The organism is Paenibacillus sp. F411 (assembly GCF_017582705.1).
Classification (GTDB): Bacteria; Bacillota; Bacilli; order Paenibacillales; family Paenibacillaceae; genus Paenibacillus_AQ; species Paenibacillus_AQ algicola.
Genome location: NZ_JAGFIP010000028.1, coordinates 19,053 through 31,660 on the forward strand (window position 1 = coordinate 19,053; position 12,608 = coordinate 31,660).

General features: G+C 53.8%; 7 protein-coding genes. 5 read left to right on the forward strand and 2 right to left on the reverse strand.

What is annotated here, in order from left to right:
* The first annotated feature begins 138 nt into the window (after positions 1-138).
* Both JJQ72_RS19625 and JJQ72_RS19630 read left to right on the forward strand, forming a co-directional pair.
* Entirely contained in the window at positions 139-801 is a 663-nt protein-coding gene (locus JJQ72_RS19625) for a type 1 glutamine amidotransferase domain-containing protein (RefSeq protein WP_138227066.1), read from the forward strand.
* A gap of 12 nt (positions 802-813) precedes the next feature.
* Complete coding sequence (locus tag JJQ72_RS19630) at positions 814-1,113, forward strand: putative quinol monooxygenase (RefSeq protein WP_208204722.1); 300 nt, start codon at positions 814-816, stop codon at positions 1,111-1,113.
* A 9-nt stretch (positions 1,114-1,122) separates the two neighbouring features.
* On the opposite strand, the gene JJQ72_RS19635 is transcribed toward JJQ72_RS19630, so the two are convergent.
* Positions 1,123-1,743 (reverse strand): hypothetical protein, encoded by a 621-nt coding sequence (locus tag JJQ72_RS19635; protein WP_208204723.1) that lies wholly within the window; start codon positions 1,741-1,743, stop codon positions 1,123-1,125.
* A 35-nt stretch (positions 1,744-1,778) separates the two neighbouring features.
* Here JJQ72_RS19635 and JJQ72_RS19640 point away from each other — a divergent pair, with 35 nt between their 5' ends.
* A complete protein-coding gene (locus tag JJQ72_RS19640; RefSeq protein WP_138227063.1) occupies positions 1,779-2,342 on the forward strand; it encodes an NUDIX hydrolase in 564 nt (187 codons plus the stop codon).
* A 16-nt stretch (positions 2,343-2,358) separates the two neighbouring features.
* On the opposite strand, the gene JJQ72_RS19645 is transcribed toward JJQ72_RS19640, so the two are convergent.
* A complete protein-coding gene (locus tag JJQ72_RS19645) occupies positions 2,359-2,682 on the reverse strand; it encodes a YnfA family protein (RefSeq protein WP_138227062.1) in 324 nt (107 codons plus the stop codon).
* Between the two features lie 425 nt (positions 2,683-3,107).
* Here JJQ72_RS19645 and JJQ72_RS19650 point away from each other — a divergent pair, with 425 nt between their 5' ends.
* Both JJQ72_RS19650 and JJQ72_RS19655 read left to right on the forward strand, forming a co-directional pair.
* Positions 3,108-8,414 carry an S-layer homology domain-containing protein gene (locus tag JJQ72_RS19650; RefSeq protein ID WP_208204724.1) on the forward strand — a complete coding sequence of 1,769 codons (5,307 nt, stop codon included), beginning with the start codon at positions 3,108-3,110 and terminating at the stop codon, positions 8,412-8,414.
* 487 nt (positions 8,415-8,901) lie between these two features.
* Positions 8,902-12,608: condensation domain-containing protein (locus JJQ72_RS19655; protein WP_208204725.1), on the forward strand; the 3,707-nt coding region annotated here is incomplete at its 3' end.

Genomic DNA, 12,608 nt, shown 5'->3' on the forward strand with positions numbered 1-12,608 from the left:
CGCTTCAAGTTTGGCCGAGGTGGTTATAACATGGAGTACCGGGAACGGGCTGGATGTCGGTGACGCTGCAGGAATAGAAGGTTCCCTGGAAGGAAAATATATCGGTATGAAATATGACCTACATTGGAGGAATACAACATGACTAAGCATATATTAATGGTGGTTACGACAGCAGACGAGATGAAAGAAGGACATAAAACAGGCTTGTGGTTATCTGAATTTGGCGAAGCCTATGTGGAGTTTAAAAAGCAAGGATACGATGTCACTGTCGCAAGTCCTAAAGGCGGAAAAGCACCTGTCGATGATCGCAGTCTCGCAGACGGCGTCGCGCCAGAAATTCTTGAAACGGCCAAGCTTCTGGAGGACACCCTAAAGCTCGAGGAAGTGGGAGATATTTCGAAATTCGATGGGATTTTTATGCCTGGCGGTCATGGAACGATGTTCGATCTTCCTGACAATACCACCCTGCATGCCATGATCCGTGAGCTATACGAGGCAGATAAAGTCGTGGCGGCTGTATGTCATGGCCCGGCAGGATTGGTGGGCGTAACCCTATCCAATGGAAAACCCCTCGTCGACGGAAAAACGATAGCTGCATTCACAGACGAGGAAGAGCGTGAGACCACATTGGACCGTTACATGCCGTTCCTGCTGGAAACCCGTCTTCGTGAGCTGGGTGCCAACGTCATCGTGAAGGACAATTGGGCGGATCATGTGGTCGTGGATGGGCGGCTCGTAACCGGGCAGAACCCACAATCCACGGAATCGGCTGCGCGTGAAGTTGTCAAGCTGTTGGGATAGGAGGAACAAACGGTGGAGCCTATCGTCATTACTGCCGTATTGAAGGCAAAAGCAGGGCATGAAAAAGAGCTGGAGCAGGCCTTGCTAGCTGTACTACAGCCTTCCCGTGAAGAAGAGGGCTGCATCCAGTATGATCTGCATCAGTCTACGGATGATCCAAGTGTATTTGTATTCTACGAAAGATGGGCGAATGAAGCAGCGTTGAACGCTCACATTCATTCGGACCATTATGGGCACTATCGCCAACACGCAGAAGAGCTAGTGGAAACCAGAGAAGTGTATCGACTGCGTTTAGCAGCAGGCCATCATTAATTCAGCTCGCTAGAGCATATAAGAACACCTTTTCAACAAGATCGTGAGTGCTTTGAGGCACTCGCTTTCTGAATGAAGGGGTGTTTTTTTGGTGCAGCCGCAGCCCGCCTCCGCACCAAACGAGTGCGAAAAAGCGAACTCGATGCGGCCGCGGCCCGCCTCCGCGCCAAACGAGTGCGAAAAAGCGAACTCGATGCAACCGCAGCCCGCCTCCGCGCCAAACGAATGCGAAAAAGCGAACTCGATGCAACCGCAGCCCGCCTCCGCACCAAACGAGTGCGAAAAAGCGAACTCGATGCGGCCACAGCCCGCCCCCGCGCCAAACGAATGCGAAAAAGCGAACTCGATGCGGCCGCAGCTCGCCTCCGCACCAAACGAGTGCGAAAAAGTGAGCTCGGTGCGGCCGCAGCCCGCCCCCGCGCCAAACGAGTGCGAAAAAGCGAACTCGATGCGGCCGCGGCCCGCCCCCGCACCAAACGAGTACGAAAAAGTGAGCTCGGTGCGGCGTAATATTTTTGCTCCATAAAGCGATGGTTTAGAAAAAAGAAAGAGAAGGAGAACGCTTCGCCCCTGTCGAAACGTAATACCAGCCAAAGAGGCGGTGAGCGCACTCAAACAGATAGCAATCATCGAAAAGCCGACAAGCCAGTAGAAGGGATAATCATATGGAACGGATCACAAGAATAACGGATTTAGATATCCTTGGCACAGCACCCAAAATACTGGACAACGTCTCCCGCCTTGCATCCAGAGGTGTACTGCTGAATCACGAACAGAAGGTAGCTATGATGTATATGTCACAAGTGGATCGCTATAAATTACCGGGCGGGGGAGTGAATGCGGAAGAGGACATAGAAGATGCATTTATTCGGGAAATTCAAGAGGAGACAGGATATGACGCGGAAGTCATCCAGGCGTTAGGATGTATTGAAGAGCACAAGGGTAAAAATGACTTTATGCAACGGTCTTACGGTTTTATTGCTAAAGTAGTGGAGCACTCGTCGGCGATCCCGGCTGCGTTAACGGAAAGTGAACAGGAGCTGGGGATGGGGGTTCAATGGATGACCGTGGACGAGGCGGTAACCGCAATGAACAAATCTCTTCTCCACTGTGATGACTATTCAACAAGATTCATGATTGTGCGGGACATTACAATACTTGAGCAGGCGAAAGAGCATATTGTACTTGCCGGTCCACAGTCATCAAGCTCCCCCATTGCACCGTGCTGACTGACCCCGTGCGCCCTTATGAGCGAGGGGCCAGGAGCATCACCGAGACACCGATGATACAGATGCCTGCCCCGACCCAGTCATAGAGGTCGGGTGTTTTTTTGTCAACCCCCCATCCCCAAAGTACGGAGAGAACGATGAACACTCCCCCATATGCGGCATAAACTCGTCCGAAAGAGGGGAATTGCTGTAGAGTGGCAATGACACCGTACAGCGCTAGAGCAACGCCTCCGACACCACCCCAATACCAAGGCTTACCTTCTCTTAGCCACAGCCAAATGAGGTACCCCCCGCCGATTTCGGCAATACCGGCGAGAATGAATAGCAGTATAGTCACCATGATGTGCAGTCCACCTTTAAGTTAGAGTAGGAATAGCGTCATTATACCGTATTTCGGAGGCACTTCCTGCTGCTGATTAGGCAGACTCCGGTTAGGCGGAGGAATATGGGGACCAGGAGGGACAGATGCTCTGTCCCGCTTCTTTGATCAAGAGAACACTAGATCGACTTGTCCATTGATCTGTATGGAATGGCCTTGAACTTGTTGTTTTCCTTCACATCGGCATGTCTTTGGAAGAACGTGGCGGTCAGCGGCTGAATCGAGTTCGGATTATCGAGTTCGTTTGGCTAATACGCGCATGAACCGACTGCCCCTTGAAAAACACTACCGCACATGAGGTAAACACAAGATTCCGGCGGCGCTCTTGGATATGATCAGATCATAATTGTAAGCGCTAACAAAATGAGCGAAAAGGGGTTGTGTCTATGAATGTTGTTCTCCTGAAAAAAAGTGCTGCCTTGATGCTGTGCATCGCCTTATTGGCATCGCTGCTTCCACCGCCGGGCTTGGCTTCGGCGGCCGCGTATTATAGCGATCATGAGCGTTTTGATGATTTTCAGAATCTGGATTCAAGCATCGCGATCGGCAACCATACGGCGAACCCGCCTACGACGGGACAGCCTATTAACTCCAGCAACAATACGGCGAGAACGCTGAACAACTGGAGATCCAATGCCAGCGCCGGCATCTGGAGCATGGCCTCCGATGATGGCAGTAATGTTGCAATGTACTTCAATGGAAACGGTACATCAACGGCATGGCTTATTGAGTATTCTGCGAGTGATGTGCTTCTCTCGGCGGATGTAAAGCTGCACCCAAGCACACCGGATATTATGCCGAACAGCCCTTCTTACTTCGGCTTAGGAACCCGGGTGACAGATAATAACAGCATGTATGCGCTAGCTATCCGAAAAATGTCAGCATCCCAGTATAGCCTGGTGTTGTTGAAGCGAGTCGGCGGCACGAGTACGGAGTTGTCGCAGTCTGCCCCAATTCCTGGTTTTGTGGCCGGTCAATACTACCGGATGACCTTTCAGGTTACCGGAACACCGGGGAACACGGTGTTGACCGGCTCGATCGAGGGGGGCCCAACCGTCACAGCGCTGGTTACAGATTCAACGGGTGTTCCAACAGGATCCAGCGTAGGCTTTTTTGGAAATGCAAATATGCAAATGTACGCAGATCATGTTCATGTTCTAAAGACGTTTCCAGGTATGCCAACCGGAGTGACCGTGATATCGGATGTCGACAACCAGGTGAGCCTGAAGTGGTCTGGCGCTGTTGGTGCTGAGCAGTATCATGTCAAGCGGGGAGAAGCACCGGGCGGTCCATTTACAACCATAGCTACAGTAGCTTCCGGCAGCTATCAGGACCGGACAGCGCTGAATGGCAATACCTATTATTACGCTGTCAGCTCTGTGGCAAAAGCTATGGATGGAACGAATGTGGACAGCAGTCTATCAACAGCTGTACAAGCTTCGCCGCAGGCATCTACAGAAGCCCCGCCAGCACCGGGTCCGCTGTACGCTTCAATTCGGGATACCGAGGTGGGGATATCCTGGAGTGAGGTTCCAGGTGCGGTGGGCTATAGCGTCAAGCGCAGCTCGACGCCCGGCGGACCTTATACGGTGCTGGATGCTGTGTATGGAGTCGTCACCAGTTACCTGGATCAGGGCTTGACCGTACAGCAGGATTATTATTACACAGTTACTGCGTTTAACCAGAGTGGTGAAAGTACACCTTCGCCGGAATACCATGCAGTTACGGCTTATCCGCCAGAGGCTCCGCAAGGCCTGACGGCTATACCGGGTCACTCCGAAATCAAGCTGCAGTGGCAGCCGGTCCCGGATGCCGCCCACTATACAGTCAAGCGGGCAAGCTCTGCCGGCGGCTCCTATACCGTTATTGAGCCAAACTGGACAGCCACGGAATACGTGGACGGGGGACTTCAGAACGGGCAAACCTATTTTTATACTGTGCAGGCGGTCAGTGACAATAAAAGCAGCAGTCTGGACTCCAATGAAGCTTCAGCCATGCCGCAAAAGCGCTACACCTTTACAGAAACCCAGGTTACCGCGAGTCATTACGACAAGGTTTATAACGGGGACTTGAACTGGGGCAACAAAGCAGCCAATACGCTTGATGACAATCCGAATACCCGATGGGGCGCGAACGGAGCCGGGGCATGGATTCAATATGATCTGGGGAGCGTTGCGACGGTTGGGGATGTGGGGATTGCTTTTTATAAAGGAGATGAGAGATCCTACTTCTTCGACATTCAGAGCTCCATGGATGGTGTATCCTGGGATACGATCTATAGCGGGGAGAGCCGCGGAACGCAGCTGGATATGGAGAACTTTGACGTTCCAGATACAGATGCCCGATACATTCGACTTGTAGGTCAGGGGAACAGCTCCACCGAGTATAACGGCTACACGGTTGTCCATATGTACTCCCCGAGTGACAGCGGGGTGGATAACGATCCAATCTTGCCGGCACTGCCGCCGCAGACTGTGAGCAGAGAAGTGCGTCCGACCAAGGCAGGGCTGTACAATGTGGACGGAACACCGCATCCGCTGCCTGCTCCTAATGCCTTTACCGGTCGGAAGATCGATGTGACGGCGGCTCCTTATGGGGCCAAGGGCGATGGCATAACGGACGACCGCCCAGCGATACAGCGTGCTATTGATGACGCACAGCCGGGTGACGAGGTGTTTTTGCCGAACGGAACGTATAAGCTGCTGAGTGCCTATGCCTCTGATACACAAATTGTGCTGAAGACGGGGGTGAACCTTACCGGAGAAAGCCGGGAGGGCGCGATTCTATTGTCTGATTTCGATAACCGTCTCGGTCCGGAGTTGACGAATACCGGCTTATCCAATGCCAGCAGCCGGGTCTTGTCCGCGATGAACCAGAACAGCATTGTGATCTCCAGCCTGACGATCACGTCCACATGGGATCAGGAATATCCAACAGACCCGGCCATTAACCACCCGCTGCGAGGGGGCTACAAGCATGGGATCTACATTGATAAATCGTCCAGCGGCAGCTCAGCTAAGGCGCCTTATAATATTGTTGTAGACAACGTCCTCATCGAGAAATTTGAAAAAACCGGGGTACGTATGGCCAAGGGACAGCACCTGGTCGTCCGCAATTCCATTTTCCGTAATGCAACGGATATCGGCGGCGGCGGTGCAGGCTACGGAATATCGCTTCAAGGGGAGTTCAAGCTGGACCGCTTCGGTGAGGAGGAGGACTCTCAGTATAACCTGATCGAGAACAACGTATTTGACGGCACCAACGCGATGCGTCACGGCATCATTGTGCAGGCATACACCCACAATAATCTGGTTCAGAACAATACCTTGACTAACAACACTTATGACGCCATTGATTTGCACGGTGAGGATGAGTATCTGAACGAGGTAAAGGATAACACCATTATTGGGACCCGCCGCGGTGCGGGCATTGCGCTGGGCAATACTGGCGGCGGTTATCCGAGCAACCATAGCGAAGCCGGTCCATACAACTACATCCACAGCAATTTGCTCAAAAATAATGCAGAAGGCATTACGGTCGTGCTGGGATCGCCGGATACGATCATTGAGAACAATGTCATTGAAATCGATCCTTCGGCATTCGTCAGAGGACCGTATCAGCAGTCCGTGATCGGGCTGCGGCTGCTGAACGCGCCGCGAACCATCGCTTCCGGCAACACCATTTCGAATTTTGAAGCAGGAGATATTCCAATCCTGCTGGACTACGATAATGGTGATTCTAATGCCGCCCAGGTGGGCAGCGGTGATCCGCGCGATATTCAATTGATCGGCAACCGCATTGAGAAGAGTGCCGGTGGCATTGAAATTCGCAGGGGCCAAGGGCATGTGGTATCTCCGGACGGGCTGAAGCTGTCTAATACCTCAGGCAATCCGGTATACCGTGCTGTGCACTATGCTACCGGGGATGCCTGGTCTGCACAAGGTGAGCCGTATGCGGCGATGTTTACCTTTGACCTGGCGGAGGTGACAGCACTTGATGAAGCCTCCCTGCAGTTTAGCGGCAGGCTGACAGATCTCAACCCTGGGAGCGAGGAAATAACGCTTCAGGTGTTTGGAATGAATGCAGCAACGAGCGGACATCCATCAGCTGCAGCAGCAGGAGAAGGTGTGTATCTCGGAGCATTCACAATGAAGGGCTTCAAGGATCAAACGTACAACCTGCCATACAACGTGGATTCCTATTCGATTTCTACCGAAGCGTTAAAGCAGTATCTGAGCAGCAGAGACGGCGGCGAGGCTGTACTCCTGGTTGCAGATACAAAAGGCCAGGGGGTTCCTATGGAGCTATATGCCTCAGATCATCCACATCTTCAGCTTCGGCCGCTGCTCAAGACAGGCGCAGCTGCATCTGAAGGCCCTGCGGCTCCGGGTGAAGGCGGGGCAGACCCGGGACCTTCAGAGCCGCCGGCATCAGGTGAATTCGAAGGGGGAGCTCCGGCTCCTGTAACTCCGGCTCCTCCGCAGGGGAATCCGGTTCTCGTTCCGCCAGGCAACAGCATGATCCTGCCGGCGAAGACCGCCTTGCTGAACGGACTGAGCATTGCGCAGGCGCAGGCGGACAGCAAGGCGGTAGAGGAAGCGGTTCAGCGTGCCGTCAATCGGCGGATTGCCTTTAAGTTGGATGCTGACGCGAAGACAAGCGGCATTCAGGTGTCTGTCGATGCAGCTGCCCTGCGTCTGGCTGTGGAAGGGGGAAAGGCCAAAGAACTGGCTGTAGAAGGCAAGGACGGCAGCTACCTCCTGCCGCTGACTGCAGCTTTGCTGCAGCAGCTCCCGTCCTCAGGGAAGCTGACGGTGCTCATCTCGAAGGATTCTGCCACAGGGGATCTTGCAAAGGCTGAAGGCTGGAAGGTCACGGCTGCGGTGAACTTTAAGGTGTATATTGTGCAGCAGGACGGAGCTTCCGTTGAGATGATCTCGTTCCCGCACTATGTTTCCCGCACGATCGTAACGGATCAGCAGCTGGATGATCGGAAAACGGCGGTCGTTCGAGCCGAACGGAATCCCAATGGAAAGCTGAGCTACACACCGGTTCCTTATCAGGTTCAGGAGCGCGGAATTATATTGTTCAGCAGAAGCAACAGTACGTATTTGATCCTGGAGAACGACGTAACCTTTACCGATATCAAGCGTCATTGGGCGCAGGAAGAGATCGAGGGTATGGCTGCCAGACGGATTGTACTGGGTGTGACTGAACAGGAATTCCGTCCGGATCAGCCGGTCACCCGAGCGGAATTCGCCGCTCTGCTGACCCGAACACTGGGCTTGTCCTCAGCGTCATCAGACCCCGGGATTGCGTTCCGTGATGTCAGCACAAAGCACTGGTATCATGATGCGGTGAAGGCTGCGGCGGCTAATGGACTAGTTAACGGATACCGGGATGGTACGTTTCAGCCGAACCAGAGCATTACCCGGCAGGAAATGGCCGTGATGATCCACCGGGCGATGGAATTTGCCGGGTATGACTCGATCCGTGATTCCAGCACTGCAATGATCTTTAGCGATCGCGCTGACATTGGAAGCTGGGCGACAGAGTCGGTTTCACTTCTGGCTTACATGGACATGATTAACGGCGTGGGTGGCAATCAGTTCGCTCCAAAGGGGACAGCTACCAGAGCGCAAAGCTCCGCGATCCTGCACCGGATGCTGAGTGCATTGACCTTTACCCGGTAAGCTGCAAGATTTGAAATTCTGCAATCTAGTAACCATGCCTGCTATAAAAAGCGGTAAATGCTTGAGTTGACGGTAATCCGCTCCCTTGAGGGGGCGGATTATTGTTTGTGTTTTTTTTATATAGTTAGGTTTATTTCAAGGTCCTTCGCGCTATAAATTCACTTGTCAGGTTTACCAAAAAACACTTTACTGAGCGTTTACAATGAAAAAATATATTACATGTTTTGTAATATTGGCTAATAAGTAGTTGAAATAAGGGAAAATGTGTATTATCATTCAGAAAAGAAGCTTATTTTTCCATATTTACATGACAGGTCATTTATTTGTACATAATGTATGATTTAATTCGAATTCCCAATGACACCACTGCCTGCTGCTGAGCGATGAATAATCAGGTATGTTCAAGAGAGTGAACCCTTCATGAGAGGGATTACGCTGAGAAGAGAGCAGGATGCTTTTTCTTTTCTCAGGCGGGAGGAGAATGAATATGCTTCATACGATGAAAGAGATGAACACGTTAACAGACCTGTTGTCCTGGCGCGCGGTCCATCAGGGAAGCCGGGAGGCTTACCGCATGATGACCGAGCATGGTGAGGATACGGTAATGACGTACAGCGAGCTGGATGCCCGCGCCCGTGCACTGGCAGGCTGGTTTGCTCTTCACGGTGCCGAAGGTCAGCGTGCACTTCTGCTGTATCCGCCGGGACTGGATTATATTGCTGCTTTTTTTGGCTGTATGTATGCAGGCGTTGTCGCTGTACCTGCGTATCCGCCGCGTCTGAATGCCCACCTCCTTCGTGTAACCTCGATTATTGATGATTGTGATGCCAGCTTTGCGCTGACCGACACCCCTACCTTATCCCGTCTTCAAACCAAGCTGCCAGAACATCCTGTCCTTCAGCGCCTGACATGGTCGGTGACAGAGGACTGGGCAGGTGAGAACGGAGCAGAATCTCCTCAGCTCGTATTAAAGAATAAGCCGCAGCTTGCTTTTCTCCAGTACACGTCCGGCTCTACTGCAGCACCGAAGGGTGTTATGCTGAGCCACCTCAACATTTTGCACAACCTTCAACTGATTCAAGAAGCCTTCCAGTTAAATGAAGACGACCGAAGTGTGATCTGGCTTCCACCCTATCATGATATGGGCCTGATTGGCGGCATTTTGCAGCCGCTGTATACCGGCTTTCCGGTAACCCTGATGACACCTGCTCATTTTATCCAGCGTCCCTTACACTGGCTGCAGGCTATATCTGACCGTCAAGCTACGGTTAGCGGGGGCTCCAACTTTGCCTTTGAGCATTGCCTCAAAAAGATTGCTCCACAAGCCCGGGAGCAGCTTGATTTAAGCCGCTGGGTCTGTGCCTTCACAGGGTCAGAGCCGATTCAGGAGGAAACGCTGCGGCGTTTTGCAGATGGATTTCAAATGAGCGGCTTTGCCTATTCCTCCTTCTATCCGTGCTACGGCCTGGCAGAGTCCACACTGTTCGTGTCCGGAGCAGCGCGCGGCAAAGGGCCGGTGAAGAAGCAGGTGGAACGCAATGCGCTCGAAGAAGGCGTCATAGAGACGGCAACGCCCTTATCTGCCGGTCAGCGCAGCTTGATCAGCTCCGGAACGGTCTTAAGTAAAGACCCATCTGTAGTCATTGTCCACCCGGAGTCTGCGGCCAGACAAGCCCCGGGAAAGATCGGTGAGATCTGGGTATCCGGGCAGAGCGTGGCCCAGGGATATTGGAGGCGGGAGGAGCAGACGGCAGCAACCTTTAATGCGTACCTTTCAGACACGGGGGAAGGCCCGTTCCTTCGTACAGGCGATCTGGGCTTTGTAGATGCCGGAGAGCTCTATATTACAGGCCGTATGAAGGATCTGATTATTATAAGGGGCCGCAATTATTACCCTCAGGATATTGAATATGCTATAGCTGACAGTCATCCGGCGGTAAGCTCTGGCAATGCAGCCGCGTTCCCGGTAGAGATAGAGGGAGAAGAAAGGCTGGTTGTCGTATGCGAGCTGGAGCGGGCTCAGCGCAGAAGTGACCCCGACGAGGTATTTATGGCGATCCGGCAAGCGGTCTCGACCGGCTTCGAGCTGCAGGTCTATGATATCGTGCTGGTCAAGCCGGCATCCATCCATAAAACCTCCAGCGGTAAAATTCAGCGCAGCCTGTGCAAGCAAGCTTATCTGAATCAGAGCCTGGATATTGCGGCGGCTTATCTAAAGCCTCAAGCTGCGGCCGGACCCGATACGAATGCCAGCTGGGACCAAGCTGAGGAGGCTGGGCTACGCTGGAGCAGTAATGGAAAAGAGGACGAGGTCACGGGTTTTTTAGTGGAGCAGATCACCCAATTGCTCAAAGGGACGGCTCCTCCGCTGGAGCTTCCGCTTCCGGCGCTCGGGCTGGACTCCATCCATGTTCTGGAGCTCAAAGCTCGCATTGAAGACGCATTTCAGCTGGAGCTGGAGCTGGACCGACTGCTGGAAGGGCCGACAGTGAAGAAGCTGGCGGCGTTGATCCGGCAGGAGGCGGCTGGCGGAAGTCCATCGCTGGAGAAGCGCACTGAAGAAGGAGGGCATCTTACAGAGTTTCCGCTATCTGCGGGACAGCGCGCCTTATGGTTTCTGCAAAAGCTGCAACCCGGCAGCCGCATGTATTTCATTACCCGAACCTTTCGCCTGCCAGGGCAGTTTGAGGAGGAAGCTTTCTTCCAAGCGATGAAGGTGATACAGCAGCGCCATTCTCTCCTCCGGGCTGTCATTGTGGAAAGTAACGGCGATCCGTTGCTGAAAATAAGGGAGCAGATAGAGCTTCCACTGTCACGGCACGATACCCGCGGCTGGAGTGAGAAGCAGCGTCTGGAGTGGGTCACGGGTCAAGCCGCGAAGCCATTCCTTCTGGACCAGGAGCCTTTATTTCGTATAGGGCTGCTCCTTGGCGAGCCGGGAGAAACCCTGTTAACCTTCACCTTTCATCACCTGATCAGCGATTTCTGGTCGTTTGCGATGATTGCAAAAGAGCTGGGACAGCTGTACGCCGCTATGAGCACTGGTGCACCAGTCGCATTAGGAGAAGCCGGGAACTCTTACGGCAGCTACTGGCTGCGGCAGCAGCAGCGGCTGCAAGATAAAGGCGAGCTGCTGAATGCGTACTGGCATGATCGTCTGGCGGGACTGGAGCCGATGCTGCTGGAGCATTCGCCGCCAGAAGCATCGGAGCCGGCGAAGAACGGCAAGGGAGAGAAAATCTTTTTTGCGCTTCCGGCTGAGTTAACGACCAGGCTGCGGCAGCTGGCGAAGGATAACGGAGTGACGCTCTATACCTGCCTGCTCGCGGCCATGTTCACGATGCTTCACCGGGGATTATCCCAGGAGGAGGCAGCGATTGGCAGTCCCACCTCGGGACGGCTGCAGCATCAGGATCGCGAAACGGTTGGTTATTTTGTCAATCCGGTCGTGCTCCGAAATTCATTTGTGCCACAGGAGTCATTCCGAAGTCTCCTGCTTCGGGTGCATGAGACCGTTACAGGGGCGCTGAAGCATCAGGAGTATCCGTTCTCGCACATTGTCGAGCGGCTGCACACCCGGCGGACCCAGGGAAATCCGCTGTTCAATGTGATGTTTACACTGCATGCTCCGGTGCTGGGACAGGAGGAGCTGGCTGCCGCTGCCGTAGGAATTCCAGGAGCGAGGCTTACGCTTGGCGGGCTGGAGCTGGAGCTGATGGATGTGGCACCCAGTCATCCGCAGTTCGATTTGTCGATCGTGATGGGACAGGCAGGGGAAGAGCTGCTGGGTTGTATGGAGTACGACACCGCCCGCTTGCGGCGGGAGACGGCCCATTCTTTCTCGGCGCTGCTTCTGAAGGTAGTGGAGAGCGCTGTGCAGGACCCGGAGCAGGCAGTGTCCCGTCTGGAGCTGCTCAGTGAGGAAGAGCGCCGCCGGCAGCTGGAGGAGTGGAACCCTGCGAGCGGCGAGGGCGAGCCTGAGGATATGCTGCTCCGCATAGAGCAGCAGGCTGCAGCAACACCGGGGCAGACTGCCGTAAGGTTCAGGGGTGGCAGCCTGAGCTATGGAGAGCTGAACGGACAGGCCAACCGCCTTGCCCGGAGGCTCATCGCGCAGGGGGTCCGGCGCGGAGACCGGATCGGGGTATGCCTGGACCGCAGTCGCGAGCTGGTGGTCAGCCTGCTCGCCGTGCT

Excerpts from the sequence above, each read along its gene's own strand:
- JJQ72_RS19625 (WP_138227066.1), top strand. The coding sequence starts at position 139 with ATGACTAAGCATATATTAATGGTGGTTACGACAGCAGACGAGATGAAA.
- JJQ72_RS19635 (WP_208204723.1), bottom strand. The coding sequence starts at position 1,743 with ATGATTGCTATCTGTTTGAGTGCGCTCACCGCCTCTTTGGCTGGTATT.
- JJQ72_RS19640 (WP_138227063.1), top strand. The coding sequence starts at position 1,779 with ATGGAACGGATCACAAGAATAACGGATTTAGATATCCTTGGCACAGCA.
- JJQ72_RS19645 (WP_138227062.1), bottom strand. The coding sequence starts at position 2,682 with ATGGTGACTATACTGCTATTCATTCTCGCCGGTATTGCCGAAATCGGC.
- JJQ72_RS19650 (WP_208204724.1), top strand. The coding sequence starts at position 3,108 with ATGAATGTTGTTCTCCTGAAAAAAAGTGCTGCCTTGATGCTGTGCATC.